Below are 22,054 nucleotides of genomic sequence, written 5' to 3' on the forward strand. Positions count from 1 at the left end.
CTGCCTCGTTCGAGAAGCTCAGGGCAGCTAGCGGCTCCTGCGCCATTACCCTCCCCCCACCCCTCAAGATCTGTGGAAACCGACCCAATCCTAGCGCGAGTCCGCGGCGGGGATTTGCCGCTCAGCCGCTCTGCCATTGAATTGCTTGTTCAGCGCCTGAGCGTAGAGCGCCGGATCAACATTGCCGCCGCTGACAATGCAGCAGACGCGCTGACCGCGAAAGCGCTCGGGATGCAGCAGCAAGGCACCCAGGGCCAAGGCTCCTGTTGGCTCGGCCTTCAGATTGCCCTGCAGGAAGAGGCGACGCAGCGCCTCCAGCGTTACCTCGTCCGGGACCTCGATGATCTCCTCCACCCCCTGGCGGATAATCTCCCAATTGAGCTGTCCAAGCGACAGTGTACGCGCTCCATCAGCGACCGTCTCGGGCTCCATCTCGTTGGAGAGCAGCCGCCCGCTGCGTAGAGAGCGAGCGGCATCGTTGCCGGGCAGCGGCTCCGCCCCCACAATGCGGGTTGGGGAGGCGAGCAAGTCACGGGCGATCACTTGGCCTGAGATCAAGCCCCCTCCGCCGACAGGTACGAGCAGGACATCGACCTGCGCTTGCCCCAGAATCTCCTGGCCAAGCGTCGAGTTGCCTGCCACGACTCGATAATCATCATAGGCCGGAGCGATGAAAGCCTCCGGTTGCTCACGGGCCAACTGTGCCACACGCTCCTGACGACTCACCCGATGCACGTCGGTAAGCTCCACTCACCCCCCGTAGGCCTGGATAGCTTCGATCTTCACCTGGGCCGCTGTTGAGGGCACCACAATCGTCGCCTCTTTTCCGAGCAGACGGGCAGCATAGGCCACTGCCTGGCCAAAATTGCCGGAGGAGGCCGTAATGATCTGCTGATGAGGAACGCTAGCCAGCAAGTGGTAAGCGGCACGAAACTTAAAGCTGCCCGTATACTGAAAGGTCTCACTGGCGAGCAGCAGATGACAGCCCAATTCCTCAGAAAGGCGGGGAGCTGGTAGCAACAGCGTCGGACGCACGTGAAGCGGCAGCTTCTGCCATACCTCCTCGACATAGGTTGGGGTCAACTCGGGAGCCAGAGCATAACTGCGCATGGTCAGGTGATCTTCTTCTCTGGTGAATTCAGGCTTTCAAAAAGGCAAAAGGAGCGCCGTTCCGATGGCCTTCCCTTCCCGCCAAGGCTGGCAGGAGCGGATCGCAGCAAAGTGTATCTCCAGCGCTCCTTTGCCCATTGTACCATTGCCGAGTTCGGGGTGCAAGAGACCAACCAGACCAGCCGGAAGGCTCATCTGTCCCTTTTTCTCGCTGGCTGGCTAATGGCTAAGAGGGCGAGCCGGTGGCAGAGAGCAGGCTACGAGTGCTGGTCTGGCTTGTTCATTTCCGCCCGGGGCTCAGCCGCCGGGTTTAAGCCGACCGCTGCATCGGCAGACACGGCCTCCTCGGGCTGCGGAGACGGCTCACGCAGAATCTGGTAGAGGATAATCGAGCCGAAGGTTGCCACGGCGATAGCGCTCAACTGGAAATTTCCAATATTGAGCGCCAGATTACCGGCCCCCACGGTGAGCGCAAAAGCCACCGTAATCAGATTACGGCTCTTTGAGAAATCGACGCGATTCTCTACCCAGATACGACCACCGGTGGCGGCGATCAGACCGAAGAGCACAATTGCCAGACCCCCAATCACCCCCGAAGGGATCGTCCTGATGAGCGCGCCGAACTTGGGACAGAAGCCCAACACGATGGCCACCATGCCTGCGATAATGAAGGTCAAAGTGGAGTAAATGCGGGTGACAGCCATGACCCCGATATTCTCGGCATAGGTTGTCACTCCCGTGCCCCCGCCGAAGCCGGCCACAATCGTCGCCAAGGCATCGCCCAGAAAAGCACGGCCCAGATAGCGATCCAGATTGCGCCCAGTCATTGCCGCCACAGCTTTCACGTGACCGGTATTCTCGGCCACAAGGATCACTGCCACTGGAGCAATGAGGGCCATCGCCCCCAGCGAGAAGGTAGGCGTTGAGAACTGGGGTGGACCGATCCAGGCCGCCTTTTCCACATCCGCGAAATCAATCGCTTTGCCGAGGTGCGCGCCGTTGGCGAGCAGCAGATAGATCAGATAGCCGATGATGCCGCCAAGCAGGATGGGCAGACGGCGCAAGGGACCGGGGAGAAAGACGGCCACGAAAGCGACGGCCAGCACAGTGACAAGACCCATCCAGGTATCGAAGGCCGAGACACTCATATTGCTGATCGCTGTTGGTGCCAGATTCAGCCCAATGACCGCGACAACGGCGCCGGTGACAACTGGCGGCATCAGCAGATCGATCCAGCGATAACCGGCGGCAATGACAATCAGTCCAATAATAGCATAGACCACACCAGCAGCGATAATGCCGCCCAGTGCCACTCCAATATGAGGGTTGAGGCCGGAGCCGTGAAAGCCGCTAGCAAAGCCAGTAGCAGCCAAAACAACGGCGATAAAAGAGAAGCTAGAGCCGAGATAGCTGGGCACACGCCCACCCACAACCACGAAGAATAACAGGGTGCCAATGCCGGAGAAAAAGACGGCCGTATTGGGATCAAAGCCCATGAAGATAGGGGCCAGGACCGTTGAGCCAAACATCGCCAGTACATGCTGCAGGCCCACAAGAATGCTCTGCCCCCAAGGAAGACGCTCATCAGGCGCAATGACGCCCTCGGTCTTCAGGGTCCACCCTGTGAAATAGCCGCGTTTCTCCGCGGTCTCGTCTGTTGCCATGCGGAAACCTCCTCATAGAAACAGTGGCTGAAGGAGATGCCAGGCTTGGTCGACAGCACGCCATCAAAAAAGAAAGCCACGGCGATCTGACCTACTTCCCCGCCGGAGGGAGCACAGTTGAGATGCCAGCACCGGGGGCCGTCACGAGAACTGTGGGGTAGATGTGAGCGCTGAGGCCTCCTGTCTGACACCTGCCCGGTAGGTCAGGGTCAGGGCACGGACGACCGAGCAGGCAGGGCCTTATTTCCCTAGATTATACCCTATTCTGTCCCCGAAAGCGAGATCATAGCTGCTTTCCCCGCTCTCCTACCTGCGCACTGGGCAGGCAAGGGTTGCTCTGCTAGAATAGGGGCAAAGCCTGCGCAAACCAAACAAGGCATCATCCACACGGCGCGCGCAGCAGTTCTCCTACTGCTGCACAGCAGCGCTGAACAGAACAGGACAGGCAGAGAGAAGGGCATGAAGCCATCTCGTTGTCAGCAGCCAGAGAGGAAGGATCGAAACAACGTGAGAAACAGCCAACTGAAGCGACACAGCAGTGAATCTCCCGGCGGGCAGAGCGGGAGCGTGCAGAGCGAACCCCGCTCTGTTAGGGAGGCCATCCTTGCCGCTGCCGTGGAACTCTTTGCCCGCTACGGCTACCATGCAGCCCCCTTGCGAGACATCGCGCGCATGGCCGGTATCCAGGCGGCCAGCATCTACTACCATTATGCCAACAAACAGGCGCTGCTCGTGGAGATCATGGAGACCTACATGCGCCGTCTCAATGCCAGCCTGGAACAGATCATGCGCGAGCAACCGGGGCCGCTGGAGCGGCTGCGTGAGGCCATTGCCAATCATATTCGTCTGCATACCAGCTTCAAAAATGAATTCTTTATCATTGACACCGAGATCCGGGCGCTGGAAGGAGCAAACCGCGACTACATCATGGCCCTGCGCGACCACTACGAGCATCTCATTCAGGAGATCCTGCGTGACGGCATGGAGCGGGGGATCTTTAAGCAGAGTGACATCAAAGTCACCTCGTACGCCCTGATTACCATGTGCACCGAAGTCGCCACCTGGTTCCGTCCGGGCGGGCGACTCAGCGTGCAGCAAGTTATCGATCTCTATAGTCAGCTTATTCTGCAAGGCTTGCTCTGCCAGGGAGATTCTGGGCAAAGGCCGGCGGGATCAGAGCATACTTAACCCCCTGCTTCTGAAGCAAGAGCCGAAGAGCGGTCACGGCCTCGGCCAATGGCAGACGAGCGCTAATGAGGGCCTCAACAGGGATCTGCCCGCTGGCAATCAGCTCGAGGGCGCGCGCGAAGTAGGTCGGTGTGTGGTGGAAGACCCCCTTAAGGGTCAACTCGTCATAATGGAGTGGGCGCGTCTCCAGCGAAATCCGCGTACCGGAGGCGCAGCCCCCAAAGAGATTCACCAGGCCGCCGCGGCGGACCAGTGAGACTGCCAGCTCCCAGGTCTGGGGGGTACCGACCGCCTCGATCACCACATCAGCCCCGCGTCCCTCGGGGGTAGCTTCCCGCAGCAGGATGCGCTGCTCTTCTAAGGAGAGAGGGCCTGTTTCGAAGGTCTGCTCCGCCCCAAACTGGCGAGCAAGAGCCAGCCGCTGCTCACCGTGTCCGCTGACCAGGACCCTGGCCCCGGCCAAACGCGCGGCTGCTGTTAGCAGCAGGCCCAGCGGACCGGCTCCGATAATGAGTACCGTATCGCCCGGCTGAATCTCGCTGGCCTCCACTCCATGCAGAGCGCAAGCCAGCGGCTCGGTCAGGGCTGCGGCGGTAAAAGAAAGACCCTGCGGCAAGCGATAAAGATTGCGCTGAACAATGCGGGCCGGAACTAGCAGATACTCGGCGTACGCCCCATTGAGTAGCAGCAGGTCCTCACACAGGCTATAGCGACCGCGGCGGCAATAGAAGCAGCGATCACAGGGAGCCGAATTGGCAGCGACCACGGCGTCGCCCTCCTTCCATCCCTGGACCCCGGGTCCGACAGCGGCCACAATGCCAGCGGCCTCGTGACCGAAGCCTGCGGGCGGGTTCTTAAAGAGGAGCGGATGACCGCGCACATAGGTTTTGACATCGGTGCCACAGGTAGTAGCTGCCGCGATCTGCAGCACAATCTCACCGGGGCCTGGCTCCGGCACAGGTCGCTCTTCCAGGCGCACATCGCCTGGCGCGTAGAATAGCGCCGCCAACATCTGCCTAGACATGGTTTCTGCTGATCCTCACCTCGCGCAATGCTGCTCGTTCCTTTCATTGTGGCCTGTAGGCAGGAGCCTGTCAAGGGGTGGACGGGGGCCAGCTCTCCCACCCCAAGCAGGCAAGCGCAAGAACGAATGCCCAGCGCCAGGCTAGCGAGCATATCGTGGACGAAGAGGAGGCAAGGCGCTAACTCAATGATGTCTCTAGTAGACTATCAGTGTCTCGCCCTGGTCGAGCGATGCTCTCCACTAAGCGGTAACGATCGGGGAGATCTTCCTCCCCACTGAGCTCCAGCTCCTGCAGTGCGGGGTAGACCAGAGGCGGCTTGAGGGTCAGCTCCAGCTCTTCGCAGATCCGTAGCAGCGCGTTCTCCACTTGGAGCGAAAGATGCTCCTCAAAGAGGAGGAACGAACCAAGGCTAGCTGCGATCATCTCACGGATATGATCATCATCGCGCTTGGTATGAAAGTGGGGGCTGTGAGAATGATACTGCTGAAGCAAAGCCGCCGTGGGCGCAGTGTGAAAGGGGCTGGCCTTGAAGAGCAGATCGAGCAGGAGGAAAGTTTCCACTGAGAAACCGGAAGCGAAACGCAGCGTCCGCGCCGTTGTCATTGTCATACCTTGCTCGCCAGCGTTGGAGGACGTAATCGGCTCCTGGAGACCAGACCAGGACTGGCAGAGCAAGGAAACGATTGGAGAGACCACACTGGTGCAGCGGCCTGCACTGGCCACGATCAGCTCTCCATTGCGCAAGCCGGGCTTAGCGGCCCAACAGATGCGAATATTATGCAAGGTCCCACTGGCATGGTAGGCATAGGTAGTATGCGCAGCCATGAACAGGCGGCCCATAGCTAGCGTGTATTCCAGCAGAGCACACGGGACCAGGTTATCTGCATCGTAGAAGGCGAGCCAGCGGGGATAGCGTAGCAGGTGCGCCAGCAGCGCCCCCAGATACATTCCCTCTCCCTTGCCATCGCGCACCAAACCGCTGCTATCCAGGATCTGAGCGACGCCGTGGGCGCGCAGCAGGGCTGCCAGGGCGTCGTCTTTTTGATGCACCACAAACAGCTGACGGTGAGAAGCCAGCCGGGCCCGCAGACCCAACCTGAGTATCTCATACTCTTCCAGGGGGCAGTTGGTCACGACAATGATCGGACTGTTCACCGGGAGATACCAGAGCACTCCGGCTAGCGTGTCGAGGCTCTCGGACTTGTGGGAGATGATGAAGGCGGTGTGGGCCAGAAAATGGGTCAAGTCGTGGAGGTTATGCTCTTCGAGAAGATGGGCAAATCGGATGGTGTCAATGAGCATATCGCTTGCTTTTCCTTTCTAATCGAGAGGAGTTGCGTCTGTCGCGACCGGAAAGATTCGACCATCTGTAGAGAAAAGACGCACGGAGGAGGGCTTTTATCTCACTGACGTCGCCAGGGCTACGGAGAGGCACAGACTGAACCGGGGCCGGCTCCGCTCGCGACCAGCAAGCATACAAGCCACTCCACCAGGCACCGCCGTTCTGCTTCAGAGGCGAGGGCGGTGACCCCCACCCTGGCCAGTCTTATGACCAGAGAGCGGGGAACTCTGCCGTACAATAATACGTTCGCTCTCTTCAACGCGCGCCGTTTGCCGACTCAAAGTACTACCACCTGCTTGCTGCCAGCGACCGCGGGGCGCAAGCAGGCAGGCAAATAGCCAGGCAGGAGAAGCAGAAGGAGACAGAAAGCGTAGACCGCGCCTGCCCGACCTGGCTCTGTTTATGCGCCTTGTAAAGGCCTGCTCCTCTCCACAAGACGCATGGTGCGGGGTGACCGAGAGAGAAGGAGGCGAGACGATGATCCACATGCACGTGTGGGCGCGCTCGCCGTGCTGTGGCTGGATCAGGAGGAAGAGGGCAGGCTCTGCCTCAGCTCCCTCCTTCCTTCCCAGCTTGCTCCGCTCAGAGTAGGTCATCGTGACCGCTGAAGCCGACGGAGGGGGGACTGGGAGAGAAGTGCTCTAGCAGTCGATAGAGACGTCGTAATTGGCGCTCGTGTTCTCCTTGTTGCTGTTCAACATTCAAATACAGCTGTGAGAGCAGCTCGTAGCGCTGAGTCTGTTCATTGAGCCGTAACAGGAGGTTTCCTAGTTGCTCCTGTTGGCCAGCTAATACGCCTAGCACCTCCTGCTGTGCCTCCTGCTGATCCTGCCGGTGATCCTCCAGCTCGCGTTCGAGGCGGCTCATTTGCAGACCGTACTGATCTTGTCTTTCGTGCTGCTGCTCCAGGCGCTGGCGCTGCTCCGCCACCTGAGCGGTCAAAAAGGTCAACTGTTGCGTGAGCTGTCCGACAGTATGGGTCATTTGCTCCTGTTGAATGCGTTGCTCAGCCAACTGAGTGGTAAGGTGCAGCACCTCACGCGTAAGCTGCTCTTGCGCCTCGACCTCCTGCTGCACATGAGTTGTGAGGGCATCAATCTGCTGGCGCAGCAACGTCAGTGTATGCTGCCATTGGTCATGAATCCGCTGCAGGTTGGTCGTCAATTCTTCAAGTTGCTGCTCTAGCTCAGTCTGACGCGTACTGGTCTGGATCTGGAGAGCGGCAATCTCATCCTCAAAGGAAGTTTGCAGCCGAGTGAGTGCCTCATCAACAGCCAGACGCTGCTGAGTAGCAGCCTCTTGCTGCTGCTGAAGACGCGCTTCTAGCCGACTGCGCAGGCGTTCCAGGGCTTCATGTTGACGCAGCGCCTGTTCTCGAATGAGCCTACGCAAAGCTGCCACCTCGTGTGAGAAAAGCTCAGGAGAGACGAGGTCAACATCTCGCGTCGGATCCGACCCTGGCTGCTCCTGTTGGGAGCAGTGATCACGCTCCTCTGCCTGGGTGTGCAGGGCGGGAGCAGGCGCCTGGACCGCCGTACTGGAGAGGGCAGCACTGGCGTTCAGCAAGGCCAGATCGCTGGCGCGAACCAAGCGCACGGCGTTATTACTCTCCAGAGAGCGGCGTTGCACTGGCAAGAGACCCTGGTTGATCCAGCGCTCAATTGTCGCCTCGCTTTGCCCACTGACGCGGGCGGCTTGGCTTACGGTTAACCAGCGATCTTCGGCACTAGCCAGCTCGTCAATGAGGTGTTCCTGCTCCACTGCTTTCTCTGGCCTTGCAGGAGAATCTTCCTGCATGCGTTCCTCAAACATGAAAGCAACTGCCTCCAGCTATCCGCTGGTTTCCAGTATATGTTGCCGGCGAGATGGCGTCAACCGCCCGCGATTGAGGGCCCACGTCGACTAGTACGAGTGGTTAGTCGAGTTCAACTGGGGAACATTGCCAGGCGCTCAGCCAGGCTGAGCGCCTGAGCTGGCAGATTGTCTGGAACTGACGCCAAATAGCCGCATGCTATCGCCTGGTGCGAAGAGAACGGAAAGAGCAGCCAACACAAGCTGTCCGCTTGCTAGCTCTGAGAGTTCACCGCTTGTGTTGGCTGCTCTTGTCTGGCCTGCTGTTGGCTTTGCTGGCGCCAGAGCGTTACCTGACGCTCGACCATCTGGATGAAGGTTTTCACAACCAGCGGATCCCGGCTCTGGGCGTAGGCTGGGACAAGTTGACCAACGGTCACGAGGCCCCGCTCACCCACATAATAGTCGTGGACATAGCGGAACCAGTCGCGTATACCGTCCTCCCAGCTAACATAGCTCCGGTAGCCGCTTAGTGAATGACAGCGGCAGGTGGCGGTCACTGGCGCGTGCAGCAATCCAGGGGAGTGGGTCACGCGCGCTAGACCGACAGTGCCGAAGGTACTATCATGCAAGAAGAAGGCCAGAGCGTAGACGGGATCAAGTCCCGTGCGTTCTCCACTCTCATAGATCAGCCGGGCGTCGTCGACCAGCGGTGATTGGTACTGACTCAGCAGGCTGGCGATGAAATCAACGCTGACCGTTGGGCTTCCCTGGAGTCGGTAGCCATCCGCCGGGTAGGGAGTTGCTATCGCCCCGCCACTCGCTGAAGGCACTACCGCTGTTGGCGTGGGGACCGGTGTCGGCTGCTGGGATTTGCCAGTGGTTGTCGAGGCCGTACCGCTCACGGGACCAAAGAGCCGCAATTGCTCGCTGCGCCAGGTATCGACTGCGCTTTCAACGGCCCGGATGTAGCCTGCAACATCGTTGTGATCAGCCGCTGGCGCATAGCGCGGGATGACCTCTTCAACGGTCGTTAATCCCCAGCTATCGATGTAGACCGTGCGAATGAGCCGGTACCAGGCGACAAAGCCGGCCTCCCAGCTTGGGAAGGCTGCAAATCCATCGATGCAAGCAGCGTCGGGAATGCAGCGTAAATTGCCCAGAGATAAGGTTTCGCGGGCGATCCCTGCCGTCCCGAAGGTGCTTTCGTGGAAGAAGAAAGCCAGGGCGTAGACAGGGTCGATCCCGTACTCAACCCCATCGTCGTAGAGAGCCTGGCCCTTGCCTGCGGCTGGTGAATGATAGCTGGTCAGTACAAGGTCGATCAGCGCGGGGCTGACGGTGGGCGGTCCCGCAAGGACATAGGCGCTGGCTGGTTGTGGGGCGGCGCGCAGTGTGGTGTTCCCCGCTGCAAGCGAGGCACCGGTCAAGAGGAGAAGCAAAAGGCTAACGGCTAGAATTTTGCTGCTCAGCTGCATGCGTCTGCCTTTCGTTATGGCCTCTCTTCTCCTAATGATACCCTAATTCGCTCTCAAAAAGCAGCCCCCCTGTCAAAAAGGACGAGGATACAAGAGCAGTGGTCAGGGCGACGAGTCGACCTGGAAGGTACTTGGAGGACCCGGCCGGGGGACCAAAGTTACGGCTGACGCAGGTAGAGCACAAAGCCGGGCAGATTCACACGCCGATAGTGGCGGGCGGCTAGTGTCTGGGCCTGGCTGCTCAACAAAGGGAACTCGCCGTTTTGGGCATCGCTGAAAAGATAGGCTGCCCAAGGGTCGGCACTGACTTCCTGATAATAAGGAGGATAGCGTACCAGCTCGTTGCGCGTAAGCCACTGGTTGATGGGAGCGCAGATTACCTTTTCCTGACTGACAAAGGTCAGGCGATCGCAGATCCAATAGCCGGAATAGACATGGCGAATGCCCCAGCGCTCCAGCGTAGCTGCCAAGGCAACGTATTGCTGCTGGCGTTGAGCAGCTCCGGCGATCTGACCGAGATTGGCAAGCGTGCCCCCAAGGAAGGCCAGGAAGATCAGGGCCAGTGCCGCCCCGGCCAGCCAGCGCTGAACACCTTCATTCCAGGCATGGCCACGGACCAGCGAGAGGGGAGAGAGTGGAAGGCGGCCAGTACGATGCTCAACGTGCCGCAGGGAGCACAGCAACGGCCAGAGCAGAGCAGGTGTGATGATTAGCATCCCCACCAGGTAGCGTGTGCTCTGAGGGCGCTGAGCTGCTGTCAGGCTCACGGTATAGGCCAGCAAGGTTATAGCGCCTGCCAGTAACAGGAGCAAGCGGCTGCTCTCTAGAGCCAGCCTCCTTCGTGCAGATGCGATCGCTTGTGCAGCGGTACCACTCTCCCTGGTAGTCTTCCCGGCCAGTGAGCACCGCCTGGCAAGGGAGCGCAGCGTCAGAATCAGCGCACTGGCGAACAGGCAGAGATAGCCGCAGCTCCAGCCGCCATAGAGTGCGGCACAGCCGAGACTCTGGCCGGGGTGCCAGCCATAGAAGGGCAGCGATTCCAACGGACAGACAGGCGTCATGCCGGTGGCCAGAGGAAGGCTATAGAGGAAGGTGCCTGCCAGTTTCTTGAGCCAGAGCCACAGGCCGCTAGGGGGGACTCCTGGGTAGTGGTTTTGGTTATACAGGGCCAGAAAAATGCTGAGCGAGTCCTGGCCGGGGGGAGCGTGCAGATTGTAGCGAATGAGGGGAAAGGCACCGAGCATCAGGCCAGCCACAAGCACTAGCAAGGCCGGGCCTTGCTGCCACTCGCGCCAACAGAAGAGGGCTAGCAAGAGTAGGGAACAGACGAGAAAAGGCACGACAAGCCAATGGCTCCAGAGAGCAAGACCGGCCACAAGTCCCCAAGCCCAGAAGACCATCAGGCGCCTGAAAGACGACGAACGCTCCTCCGCCCTGGTCGACGTCACTGCCAGCCAGGCCGCCAGCAGCATGGCTAGCGAGCCAAAAGCCAGCGTCTCCACTGCCCCGCCAACGGCGCGCATCTCAGGCGTCAGCACATAGCGCGGCGCCAGTGCGAGGAGAGCCAGGGAGCCGAGTGCCACTGTGCGCCCATACAGCAACTGAGCGAGCTGGTAGATGGCGAGAGAGAAGAGCAGGAGAAAGAGGAGCATAGCCAGGCGCAACGAGAGCAAGGAGGCACCGAAGAGATGGAAAAGAGCGGCAGCTACATAGGCCTCGCCCGCTCCCATATAATTTTGCCCATAGTAGAAGATGGGCCAGTCCTGACCACGGGCAATATGCAGAGCCATCAGGCCCATCGTGCCTTCTTCGCTATCGGTGCCTGGCCAGCCGGCGAGACTGAAGCCCAGGCGCAGCCCGAGCATACTGACGATCAGAAGTGGCGCAGTGGCCTGGCGAGCTAGATTTCGCAACTGGATACGCAGGATCGAGATGGAGGCCATTGCTTTCTCCTGCAAGCAGTGAAAAACGTCTGCCTGGCAAAGGACAGATCTCTGTCCAGCCACTTTCTGCCTTGATTTCCTATTCTAGACGACTTTGTCTCTGCCGGCTAGCCGATTGGACGAAAGATACTGGCCTCGAGTCGCGCTCTCTTCAGAGAACCGCAGTTCTCCTCAGGTGGCGGGCGAGAGCACGGAGCTGATGGGCAGCCGCTGGCCTGGACCAGTCAGGCAGCTACGAGATTTTGGGAGGCAGTTCAGCTATACTGTTGCATATCAAGGTTGAAGACGGAGGAGAACCAACCGACGATGAGCCAAAGCGAACGCCACGATGAGCAGCTACGGCTGCGCCTTGACAGCTTACTGGCCTCGATGACCCTTGAGGAAAAAGTAGGGCAACTGATCCAGTATTTTTACTTCCCGGGCTTCACGGCCCAGACAAGTTTTGTAGAGGACGAGATTCGCGCAGGACGGGTGGGCAGCCTGCTCTTTGTCGCCGACCCTGTTCAGACCAATCGCTTGCAGCGGCTGGCTGTTGAGGAAAGTCGTCTTGGAATACCATTGCTCTTTGGCTTCGATGTCATTCATGGCCTGCGCACGATCTTCCCCGTGCCACTTGGCCTAGCGGCCTCCTGGGACCCCCGCTTGGTTGAGCAAGTGCAAACGATTGCTGCGCGCGAGGCTCGTGCTGTCGGCATCCACTGGGCTTTTGCGCCGATGGTGGACATTGCCCGTGATCCCCGCTGGGGTCGCATTGTCGAGGGCGCTGGAGAAGACCCCTATCTCGGGGCGCGCCTGGCCGCGGCCCATGTCCGGGGGTTCCAGGGCGAAGGAATCGGAGCGCCTGAGCGTATTGCTGCGGGTCCCAAGCACTTCGTCGGCTATGGGGCCGCACTAGGGGGACGTGACTATGATGAGGTCAATCTTTCTGAAAGCGAGCTCCGCAACGTCTATCTTCCACCCTTCGCTGCGGCTGTGGAGGCAGGTGCTGAAAACGTGATGAGTTCTTACGTGGGAATCAACGGTGTGCCGGCAGCCGCGGATCGCCGCCTGCTCACTGACATCCTGCGCAAAGAACTGGGGTTCCAGGGCTTTGTGGTCAGCGACGCGAACGCGGTGATCGATTTGACCACCCACGGCCTGACGCGCGATGATCGCGATGCGGCTCTGCGGGCGCTGCAGGCCGGCCTGGATATGGAGATGGCGCTAGGGATTCAGTTTGCTGGCGAATCTGGCCCTCGAGCGCGCCCGGCAGCCTTTACAACCCTGCCGGAGGCGGTGCGTTCTGGCCTGCTTGATGAGCGTCTGCTTGATGAGGCAGTAAGGCGCATCCTTGTACTCAAGCTCCGTCTCGGTCTCTTTGAGCAGCCCTATGTCGACGAGGCGCGGGCTCAGGCTGTGCTACAAGCTCCGGCTCACCGTGAGCTAGCGCGCGTCGCCGCCGAGCGCTCAGCAGTGCTGCTGCGCAATACAGGCATCTTGCCCCTCGACCGCACAAAGCTACGGCGACTCGCCGTGATCGGACCACTGGCGGTTGATCAGCGAGCGACTCTCGGTCCCTGGGTCTTTGTACCGGACCTGGCGAGTACAGTCACCATTCTAGAGGGCCTGCGTCAAGTGGCAGGTTCCACGCTGCAGGTTGACTATGCGCCCGGTGTGCCATTGCCAACGCGCCCCATCCCTTCGCCGTTCGCTGCTCTTGATCAGCTTGCCTCGGGGGCTGTCGCGCCAGATGGACCTGCGTTTGATGAGCCAGCCGAGTTTGAGCGAGCCGTGGCGCTGGCGCGCGCTGCCGATGTGGCAGTGCTGGTTCTAGGTGAGGCGGCTGATATGAGTGGTGAAGCGGCCTCACGCTCAACGCTTGATCTGCCAGGACGGCAATTAGAGCTGCTGGAGGCAGTGGCGGCTACTGGAACCCCTCTCGTCCTGGTGCTGCTCTGTGGCCGGCCTCTGGACCTGCGCCGCGTGGTTGAGCGGACGGCGGCTATTCTGATTGCCTGGCATCCCGGCAGCGAGGGAGGCACAGCAATAGCCAGGCTCCTCTTTGGAGAAGTGACCCCTGGCGGAAAGCTACCGGTAAGCTGGCCGCGCAGCGTGGGACAGGTGCCGCTGATCTATGCGCATCTGCGTTCGCATCAGCCTCAGACCAGCGGACTGCGCTACTGGGAAGAGGAGAGTACCCCCCTCTATCCTTTCGGCTTCGGCCTCAGCTACGGAGAGGTCGAGTACAGTAATCTGCAGCTAAGTGCCACCACCATCGGCTTACAAGAGACATTAGAGGTGAGCGTAGTGCTGCGCAATTGCTCAGCGCGCCCAGTCGAAGAAGTGGCCCAACTCTACTTGCACCAACGCTATGGACGAGCCGCCCGTCCTGTGCGTGAATTGAAAGCCTTTGAGCGCGTGAGCCTGGCGCCGGGTGAGGAGCGCCTGCTCCGTTTTTCCCTTGGACCGGAAGCGAGGCGCTACTGGAGTGCTGCGGCTGGAACCTATGTCCTTGACGAATCCGTCTTTGATGTCTGGGTGGGCGGCTCGTCTGAGGCTACCTTGCATGCGGAATTTCGTGTCCAGGGCCGCTAGTCCAGACGTGAAGCCGATCAGGCTCACAGTCAGCTTTCGTTAACATGGTTGTCTCTCCTGACTGACCGGCAGCCAGCACGACTGTGAGAGGAGTGTGGGGACTATGCGGGCAATGAACCCGATTCTGCCCGGATTCCATCCTGATCCCAGCATCTGCCGCGTTGGGGATGACTATTATCTCGTCACCAGTTCCTTTGAGTATGTCCCAGGGGTTCCGATCTTCCACAGCCGCGACCTTGTGCATTGGCGGCAGCTTGGCTACTGCCTTACTCGACCTGAGCAGCTACCCTTGCCAAGGAGCGAGCCATCGCTTGGCATCTTCGCGCCAACCATTCGCTTTCACCAGGGCACCTTCTACCTGATCGCCACCAATATGGACCTGTATGAGGAGAAGAAAGGTCGCTGTAACTTTTACGTCACGGCCAGCGATCCACGCGGTCCCTGGTCTGATCCGATCTGGCTTGAACAGGGAGGCATTGACCCTTCCCTCTTCTTCGATGACGATGGGGCCGTCTATCTCACCAGCACAGCTGATCAGGAATGCGGTATTCAGCAGAGCCAGATCGATCCGGTCACAGGGAAGCTTCTGACGGAGCCGTGCCTCATCTGGCGAGGGACTGGCGGAGCCTATCCCGAAGGCCCGCATCTCTACAAGATCGCTGACTACTACTATCTGATGATTGCTGAAGGTGGCACCGAGTATGGCCACATGGAGACCTTGGCCCGTGCTCCCACGCCGTGGGGGCCGTGGGAAGTCTGCCCCCATAACCCTATCTTGAGCCATCGCAGTCTTCATCATCCGGTTCAGGCCACTGGTCATGCAGACCTGGTACAAGCCCATGATGATAGTTGGTGGCTGGTCTGTCTGGGGGTCCGGCCCCAGCCGTTCACCAAGCTGCATCACCTGGGACGAGAAACCTTTCTGGCTCCAGTGGTCTGGGATGCCAGCGGCTGGCCTCACGTGGGCGACAATGGCCGAATCCAGTTAAGCTTTGAAGGACCACAGCTTCCCTCAGTGCCCTGGCCCTCGCCCGCTGCCCGCGATGATTTTGATCAGCCCACGCTCGGCCTCGACTGGAACTTCCTGCGCTGGCCGCAGCCAGGGAGCTGGTCGCTCACGGCCCGTCCCGGCTTTCTTCGCTTGGTCGGAAACGCTGCGACCCTCGACCAGGGGAGAGGTGTAGCTTTTGTGGGTCGGCGGCAGGAGCATGCCCAGTGTACAGCAGCGGCCCAACTCGAATTTGAGCCTCAGATTGATGGGCATGAGGCCGGCCTTGTGGTCTGGATGAACGCCCACCACCACTATGAAATCGCACTGACTCGCCATGAAGGTGAGCGCTGCGTGATCGTGCGCCGGCGTATCGGCAGCTTAACGGCCATTGTGGCCCGCGAGCCGGTCGAGGCCGGCCCGATTACCCTCAGCATCAGAGCCATCCAACCCAGACAACCCGCCTGGGGAGCCACCTCCCTCTACCTCTTCTCGTATGCCTCTGCCGATGAGGAACCCCACGAGCTGGCGCGTGGCGAGGCACGCTATCTGGCCAGCGAAGTAGCCGGCGGCTTCACCGGCGTTTACTTCGCTCTCTATGCGACTACCAACGGTGCAGCGACCAGTGTAGCTGCTGACTTCGACTGGTTCGAGTACCGGCCAGATCCTGAGTAAGCGTCTCCCCGTTAGCAAGGCTCTTGCTCGTCCGCTAGAAGATCAGTCCTGGCGAACAGCAGGCCGGGCAGAAGGAGCAGCCTGCGCGCTGCTCCTTCTGCCCGGCCCGGGTATAAGGCCATGTCGGAGGCTGCCGGCTTTCTCGACGACAGAGTTATCTCTCCGCCCAGACGGGTGCACAGCTCAGGTTCACATACTTCACGTACTCAGGCCGTACTCCCCTCACGCAGACGGAAGACCTCGACCGAGCGGCGCAGATACTCGACGCGTTGCGCCAAGGTCTCGACGTGCTGTGACGCCTGACGAGTACTGACGTTCATCTGACGAGTTGCCTGCGAGAGACGCTGCATGATCTGGACAATCGAGGTAAACGCCTGCAACTGGCGGGCCGCCATATCGGTGATACGCTCGATCTCACGCGCCTGCAGCTCCACCGCTGCCGAAATTGTCTCCAGAGCGGCACCGGCCTCCTGGGCCCGCTCTGCCCCGGAAGCGCTCTCCTGCTCTGTCGTGCGCATCGAACTAGTCACGGCGCTGATATCCTGACGCACTCCCTCAACGATCTGGACAATCGAGCGTGCCTGTCCATTGGCGCGCTCAGCCAGACGCTGGATATCCGCCGCCACGGCCCCGAAACCGCGTACTGTGTCCCCTTCATAGGCCACCAGCGTCGCAGCATCCTGGGCCAGACGGTTGGTCTGCTCCACGATGGCCGAGATTACCTCGGCTGTGCTGTTAATGGCACGCGAATGCTCATCGAGCTTCTCGACCTTGGCTGCGGTTGCCTGCACATTTTCATAGATACGCTTCAACCCTTCAAGCACCTGCTGAACAGCCTGCCGTCCCTGGTGAACATGCTGGAGGGACTCATGAGTACTTGCTTGCAGCATATTGGCGCGGTCGGCGATATGGCGACTGGAGGCGGCAATATGCTCGATCTCGCGTGTTGCGCGGGCGATCTGCTGCAACTGCTGATCGCCAGTCTCCACCAGGCGGGCCAAAGCATCGACCACCACCGTGGTTGAGATGGCGACCTCGCGTGCAGCCCCTTTGACGCGCATGACCAGGCTACTCAGCTCCGCCAGCATATAGTTAAAGGCATTGGCAATGATCTGCAGCGTCCCACCGGTCATACGCGCACGTCCGCTCAAATTGGCCTGACTCACGCCACTGACATCACTCACCAGAGCCTCGATCTGCTTTTGCAGCGCGTTTCGTTGCTCCTGAATTTCTTGTATGAGACGTACCATGTGGTCGAGCATAGCATTGAGCGAGCGCGCCACCAACGCGATCTCATCGCGACCGGTAACGGGAGCGCGGACGCTTGTATCGCCGCGAGCGATACGGCGCGTCAGACGCGCCAACTGCCCCAAGGGGCGAGCGATTGTCCAGTAAATAAAAGTGCCGACCAGCAGCACCACGGCGGCAATCAAGATTGCCGCCAGGGCGATCTCGATCGCCGTCTGCGTAACCTGGGGGGCAGTCACCTCGACCACCTTATCCCCCATCGTCTCTGTCAGATCGACGATATGCTTCCAATCGTTTTCCAGGGGGGTATAAGCGCTATTGGCCTGTTGCAGCAATTGGGTTGTTCGGCTGGTAGCGCTAGAGGACTGCAGCGCCGCCAGCTCCCGATCCTGGGCCTGTCGATAGCGTTCCCACTCGCCCGACACGATACGCTGAAGCGTCTGCTGTTGGTCGCTGGCGAAGCCGCGCGTACTGCTCTCACTCTCTAACAAACTACGGATGGGAGACATTTGAGGGGAAGTGACCAATTGATAGTTACGCTGATAGCTGGTGATCCCCTGAGCAAAGTTGGCCTCCAGCGCCTTAATCTCGGAGGACAGGCGCTGACGTAAGGCTGCCAGATCGGTACTGGGAGCCCCGGCGATGGTGGTGGAGACAAAGGTCTGCGCCTGCAGAGCGATCAAATCGGCATGCATATGCTGCAGGTTAGCCAACTGGGTAGTGGCCACATGAACTGCATCGGTACTGACCTGGACTGCCTCGCTGCGGCTAGTAAGGGCATCGATATAGGCATGGCCGAGCAGCCAGAGAATGACGCCTGGAATGACGGCTACCAACATCGCTGCCAGGAAGAGGCGCCGCACAATCGGCGCCTGCGTGATCCATCGCATCGAAACCATTCTGCTCACATTCCCTTCGTGCTTCCTTCTTTTGGGCCTGCTTATCATTCATGCAACCCAGCAAAGCGTGAGTGAGCGCTATCAACGACCCACGCACACGGACCGCTCAAACATGATGCAAAGAGAGCGCCACCTGCTCATTGTCGGGGTAGCTATACGGGGACGGCACGGCATAGGGATTGTGCTCATCAGGCCAGCCCACAAAGCGAGCCGTCGTATACTCGTACCAGTTGACGCTGTAGAGCAGCGGGATTGAAGGCAACTGCTCCACCATAATGCGCTGCAGTCCATAGAGCGCCTGCTGCTGCACAACAGGATCGGTCGAGTGGGCATACTGGGCCAGGAGCCGATCGGTCGTGGGATCGCTCCAGCGCTCCCAGTTCGAAGGGGCTGGCTTGCCGACAGGTGCCGTATTGGCGCTATCGAGCAGGGCATCGTACAGGTAATAAGGAGAGGGGCCGCTATTAGTCCATGAAATCGCGCTCTCAAAGTTGCCCAGTTGCAGATCAGAGAGATAGGTATTGAGAGGCAGGGCCTTGACTGAGACAGAGATACCGATCGTGGCCAGATCCTTGGCCATGAGCTGACAATCCTTCTCCCAATCGGTCCAACCGGAGACGACCTCCATTGTGAAGGCCAGGCGTCGGCCTTCGCGATCCATAAAGAAGCCATCGCTTCCTCGCACAAAGCCGGCCTCTTCCAGCAAGCGGATAGCGCGAGTCCGGTCAACCTGGAAAGTGAGTGAACGATACTGCGGGGCCAGGAACGAGCGGTAGGAGGGCAGCACAATCGCCGTGGGATGGGGTGGCGGCTCATAGCCGTTCTCTCCCTCTTTCGAGAGGCGCTCGCGGTCGATGGCTAAACTAATAGCCTGGCGTACGGCGAGCAAATTAAAGGGATAGTGGGCGGTATTGAGATAGAGCATTACAACGGCGATGGGGGGCAGCCAGTAACGATTATGAGCCGGGTCGCGTGCCACAAAGCTCTGCAGATTCGAACTAAAGAGGCCAGTCCAGTCAATGGACCCCTGAGCCAGCAACAAATCGGCGCTGGCATTGGAGACATAGGCCGGATAGCGCAACTGACTGATATAAGGCTTGCCCGGCTGCCAGTAGTGGGGATTGCGCTCCAGAATATAAAGGGTTGGATCGAACGACTTCAACATGAACGGCCCAGTGCCAACCGGGTTCGGGTTAGTCTCGTGGACGGGATCTTGAAAGTGCTCCCAGATGTGGCGCGGCACAATGTAGGTCTGGCCGCCAATATACCACTCTTCCGGGAAGGATGGCTGTTTGAAAGTAATGACGACGCGATAAGGATCGGGGTTCGTCACCTGCTTGACGGTGGTCCAAATACTATGGAGGTCAAGCGCTGGGAAGCGGTGCAGCAAGTTCAGCGTGAAGGCGACATCGTCGCTGGTAAAGGGCTGGCCATCAGTCCACTGAACGCCGCGGCGCAATTGGAAGGTGAGTGTCTTGAGGTCGCTGGACCATGAGAAGCCTGTAGCCAGCCAAGGTTTCACCTGGCCAGTCTCTTGATTGAAGAAGAGCAGCGTTTCATAGATCATCCCTTTGGTTCCGCTGAGGGTAGCGTTATCAGAAGCAAAAGGGTTAAAGAAGCGTTGGAAGCGTCCATAAGGACCCGGCACAATCGTCAAAGCGCCCCCATACTTAATCTGAGAACCTGACTGCGTAGTGCTCGCGGGTATGCTGCCTGGCACACAGGCCGTCATCAGCAGGAGCAGGGCCAGACTTAGCGCCAAGAGCCAGGTTACAGGCGAGCGCTGGTGTCCACAGCGCTCATCGAAGGCTGAGCAGGGGCCGGGAGACGAGGTCAGATGAGGGCCACGAGGCTCACGGGCAGGACAGACATAATCAGGGACAGTGGTGGACATGCTCGATCCTCCTTGGGCATCAGATCCTACTGATAAGGCTCGCTCTCGGGAGCCTGGGGCGGCTGCGGGACCCACAGCTGTGAGGGAGGTAAAGGAGTATTGGGACTGGACCCAGGTGAGAACTCCGTCGGCGGCAGAGGCGTCACCGCCCCACCGGGAGGCAGAGGAGGCAGTCCGACTTGTGATTGAGCGAGCGAGGAACTGACGGGCCGGGTGCCTGAGCCGAGCGGTGAAAGTGATCCCGTTGTGGTCAGGCTGCGACGCTCGCTCGCCACCCTGGCCGGCGCGGCTGACTGCTCGCGCGAGACCTTGAAGGCATCGACCGAGACCCGCAGATGCTCGACCAACGAGGCCAGACGCTGCATATGATGGGTGGCCTCACTCAGCCGGGCTTTGTTGGCCTGAGTGAGATCGGCAACATACTGCATGATCTGGACAGCAGCCGTAGCCAGCTCCATTTGCCTGGTCACGAGGCTCGTAATCTCGGCGATATCGCGGGCCTGGCGCTCAACTGTGGTAAAGATCCCTTCCAGTGTGCGCTCAACATCCTGGGAGACCTTGCTCTCCAGGGTTGTCTCGCGTTGGGTACGCTCCATAGAAGTAGCAGCCTCTGCGATATCTTCCTGAGCGCTGCGAACGATGCGAGCGACGTTATTGGCCTCTAGCTTAGCCTGCTCGGCCAGTCGACGAATGCGTACGGCCACCGCGCCGAACTCCTTGCGTCCTTCACCGGCCATTGCCGCCTGAATGGCCGAGTCGAGGGCTAGGCGATGGGTCTGGTATGCCAGGCTGAAGATGACCTCCACAATATCGTTGATCTCCTGTGAGCGCTCGCCCAGGCTCCGCACACGCTGCGTCGTCGCCTGCACATGGGCGTGAATATGGCCAAGGCGATTAATGGCGTCCCAGGTAGCCTGATGCCCGCCGGTGGCACTGCGCTGCGTATCCTGAGCGATGGCCTCCAGGGTCTGGGCATGCTGTGCCACCTCTTGACTGGCCAGGGCCATCTGCTCCACACCGCTGGCGGCCTCATTGATCTGCTGGATCTGGAACTCACCAATCTGGCCAAGGCGTGTCATCTGCTCCAACGTCAGCCGAGTCGAGTGCTCCACCTCACGAGCCACCTGCTTAATGCGGATCACCAGGCTCTCCAGCTCGCTGATCATATAGTTAAAGGAAGAGGCGAGGACGCCGAGGACATCGCCCGTCACGTCAGCCCGGATGCGTAGATCTCCTTCGCCTACCCCTTTGACCTCGCTCGCCAGATTGCTGATACGCGTCTGCAGCAGGTCACGCTGCTGCTGCGTGTTCTCCATCAATTGGACGATGGTATCGAGCATGCTATTCATCGAGGCCGCCACACGGGCAATCTCGTCGCGCCCGCTTAGTTTGGCTCGTGCCGTAGTATCGCCGGCACTGATGCGCCGCGTGAGCAGAATGAGCTGACGCAGCGGACGACTAATAGTCAGGTTGACAAGGTAGCCAATGGAGAAGACAAAGAGCATGGAAATGGGAATGGCGGTCACGGTCCCGATCAGCATGGGAACGGTCTGCGAGGGGCCAACGCGTACCACCTCGGTATTGACCCGCTCGGCGATATCTACGATGCGTTGCCAACTGGACAGCAGTGGCGTGTAGAGCTGATCAGCTTTTTGCAGGAGCTGGGCGGCCTGGGCCAGGGGCATGCGCGTGTCCAGGCCGATCAGCAGATCGTCCTGGGCTGCCTTGTACTGGGGCCATTGGTGCTCCAGGATCAGATCCAGTAGCTGCTGCTGCTCACGGATAATGGTGGTGTGGGGATCATTCTCTAGCAGAATCCGTCGGATGTCAGCCATCGCCGGAGCGGTTGCGAGCTGGTATTGTTCCTGATAGGCAACGCTGTCAACGTCAAAGCTGCCTTCGATGCTGAGCACCTGCAAGATAACGTCTTCTTCGGCGCGCGTAACAGTCGCATCACTCGTACTGTTGGTTGTAACACTCGGCAACAGAGCCACAAGCAGCGCATGCATGCTCTGCAGACGCGCGAGTTCGGTCGTTGTGATCTTGATAGTCTGGTTACTGATCTGCACAGCCTGCCTGCCCGACTCCAGGGCGTGAAAGTAAATGCTACTGAGGAAGACAATCGCGATAAAGGGGATGATCGTCGCCCAGGCGAAGGTGGCAAAGAGTCGCAGGGAAATTGGTATGTTACTAATCCATCTCGGCATCTTCCTGGCCTCCTCTCTTGCGCTCAGC

The 22,054-nt window shown here is 59.6% G+C and carries 12 protein-coding genes and 1 pseudogene; 3 read left to right on the top strand and 10 right to left on the bottom strand.

The window, feature by feature from the left end:
• Positions 1-90: 90 nt before the first annotated feature.
• Together IRZ24_RS00005 and IRZ24_RS00010 are read right to left on the bottom strand one after the other, a co-directional pair.
• Positions 91-1,110 (bottom strand): annotated as a pseudogene (locus IRZ24_RS00005) (pyridoxal-phosphate dependent enzyme).
• A gap of 257 nt (positions 1,111-1,367) precedes the next feature.
• On the bottom strand, positions 1,368-2,774 hold the full coding sequence (locus IRZ24_RS00010) for a solute carrier family 23 protein (RefSeq protein WP_297159258.1): 1,407 nt from the start codon (positions 2,772-2,774) through the stop codon (positions 1,368-1,370).
• Positions 2,775-3,341: 567 nt separating this feature from the next.
• Between IRZ24_RS00010 and IRZ24_RS00015 the strand changes: the two genes are divergently transcribed.
• Positions 3,342-3,962 carry a TetR/AcrR family transcriptional regulator gene (locus IRZ24_RS00015; protein WP_297159260.1) on the top strand — a complete coding sequence of 207 codons (621 nt, stop codon included), beginning with the start codon at positions 3,342-3,344 and terminating at the stop codon, positions 3,960-3,962.
• Here IRZ24_RS00015 and IRZ24_RS00020 read toward each other — a convergent pair.
• The 5 genes from IRZ24_RS00020 to IRZ24_RS00040 all read right to left on the bottom strand — a co-directional run bounded on the left by IRZ24_RS00020 (position 3,895) and on the right by IRZ24_RS00040 (position 11,541).
• Positions 3,895-4,986, bottom strand: coding sequence for an alcohol dehydrogenase catalytic domain-containing protein (locus tag IRZ24_RS00020; RefSeq protein WP_297159262.1), 1,092 nt, complete (start codon positions 4,984-4,986; stop codon positions 3,895-3,897). The genes IRZ24_RS00015 and IRZ24_RS00020 overlap by 68 nt on opposite strands.
• Before the next feature lie 178 nt (positions 4,987-5,164).
• Positions 5,165-6,289, bottom strand: a complete 1,125-nt coding sequence (locus IRZ24_RS00025) for a mannosyl-3-phosphoglycerate synthase (protein ID WP_297159265.1) — start codon at positions 6,287-6,289, stop codon at positions 5,165-5,167.
• Positions 6,290-6,911: 622 nt separating this feature from the next.
• Positions 6,912-8,141, bottom strand: a complete 1,230-nt coding sequence (locus IRZ24_RS00030; protein WP_297159267.1) for a helix-turn-helix domain-containing protein — start codon at positions 8,139-8,141, stop codon at positions 6,912-6,914.
• A 254-nt stretch (positions 8,142-8,395) separates the two neighbouring features.
• The gene (locus tag IRZ24_RS00035) at positions 8,396-9,598 is read right to left on the bottom strand and encodes a glucosaminidase domain-containing protein (RefSeq protein ID WP_297159270.1); all 1,203 of its coding nucleotides are present in this window, start codon (positions 9,596-9,598) and stop codon (positions 8,396-8,398) included.
• A gap of 158 nt (positions 9,599-9,756) precedes the next feature.
• Entirely contained in the window at positions 9,757-11,541 is a 1,785-nt protein-coding gene (locus IRZ24_RS00040; protein ID WP_297159273.1) for a glycosyltransferase family 39 protein, read from the bottom strand.
• A gap of 306 nt (positions 11,542-11,847) precedes the next feature.
• Here IRZ24_RS00040 and IRZ24_RS00045 point away from each other — a divergent pair, with 306 nt between their 5' ends.
• Positions 11,848-14,115 carry a glycoside hydrolase family 3 N-terminal domain-containing protein gene (locus IRZ24_RS00045; RefSeq protein ID WP_297159276.1) on the top strand — a complete coding sequence of 756 codons (2,268 nt, stop codon included), beginning with the start codon at positions 11,848-11,850 and terminating at the stop codon, positions 14,113-14,115.
• 103 nt (positions 14,116-14,218) lie between these two features.
• A complete protein-coding gene (locus IRZ24_RS00050) occupies positions 14,219-15,778 on the top strand; it encodes a glycoside hydrolase family 43 protein (protein ID WP_297159278.1) in 1,560 nt (519 codons plus the stop codon).
• A gap of 206 nt (positions 15,779-15,984) precedes the next feature.
• On the opposite strand, the gene IRZ24_RS00055 is transcribed toward IRZ24_RS00050, so the two are convergent.
• The 3 genes from IRZ24_RS00055 to IRZ24_RS00065 form a co-directional block, all read right to left on the bottom strand.
• A complete protein-coding gene (locus tag IRZ24_RS00055; RefSeq protein ID WP_297159281.1) occupies positions 15,985-17,916 on the bottom strand; it encodes a methyl-accepting chemotaxis protein in 1,932 nt (643 codons plus the stop codon).
• Between the two features lie 115 nt (positions 17,917-18,031).
• Positions 18,032-19,819, bottom strand: coding sequence for an ABC transporter substrate-binding protein (locus IRZ24_RS00060; RefSeq protein ID WP_297159282.1), 1,788 nt, complete (start codon positions 19,817-19,819; stop codon positions 18,032-18,034).
• A gap of 26 nt (positions 19,820-19,845) precedes the next feature.
• Entirely contained in the window at positions 19,846-22,026 is a 2,181-nt protein-coding gene (locus IRZ24_RS00065; RefSeq protein WP_297159285.1) for a methyl-accepting chemotaxis protein, read from the bottom strand.
• Positions 22,027-22,054: the final 28 nt, after the last annotated feature.

Source organism: Thermogemmatispora sp. (genome assembly GCF_019683755.1).
Taxonomy (GTDB): domain Bacteria; phylum Chloroflexota; class Ktedonobacteria; order Ktedonobacterales; family Ktedonobacteraceae; genus Thermogemmatispora.

Coding starts and splice junctions, on each gene's coding strand:
- IRZ24_RS00050 (WP_297159278.1), top strand. CDS start 14,219: ATGCGGGCAATGAACCCGATTCTGCCCGGATTCCATCCTGATCCCAGC.
- IRZ24_RS00025 (WP_297159265.1), bottom strand. CDS start 6,289: ATGCTCATTGACACCATCCGATTTGCCCATCTTCTCGAAGAGCATAAC.
- IRZ24_RS00060 (WP_297159282.1), bottom strand. CDS start 19,819: ATGTCCACCACTGTCCCTGATTATGTCTGTCCTGCCCGTGAGCCTCGT.
- IRZ24_RS00065 (WP_297159285.1), bottom strand. CDS start 22,026: ATGCCGAGATGGATTAGTAACATACCAATTTCCCTGCGACTCTTTGCC.
- IRZ24_RS00040 (WP_297159273.1), bottom strand. CDS start 11,541: ATGGCCTCCATCTCGATCCTGCGTATCCAGTTGCGAAATCTAGCTCGC.
- IRZ24_RS00030 (WP_297159267.1), bottom strand. CDS start 8,141: ATGTTTGAGGAACGCATGCAGGAAGATTCTCCTGCAAGGCCAGAGAAA.
- IRZ24_RS00055 (WP_297159281.1), bottom strand. CDS start 17,916: ATGCGATGGATCACGCAGGCGCCGATTGTGCGGCGCCTCTTCCTGGCA.
- IRZ24_RS00045 (WP_297159276.1), top strand. CDS start 11,848: ATGAGCCAAAGCGAACGCCACGATGAGCAGCTACGGCTGCGCCTTGAC.
- IRZ24_RS00020 (WP_297159262.1), bottom strand. CDS start 4,986: ATGTCTAGGCAGATGTTGGCGGCGCTATTCTACGCGCCAGGCGATGTG.
- IRZ24_RS00035 (WP_297159270.1), bottom strand. CDS start 9,598: ATGCAGCTGAGCAGCAAAATTCTAGCCGTTAGCCTTTTGCTTCTCCTC.
- IRZ24_RS00010 (WP_297159258.1), bottom strand. CDS start 2,774: ATGGCAACAGACGAGACCGCGGAGAAACGCGGCTATTTCACAGGGTGG.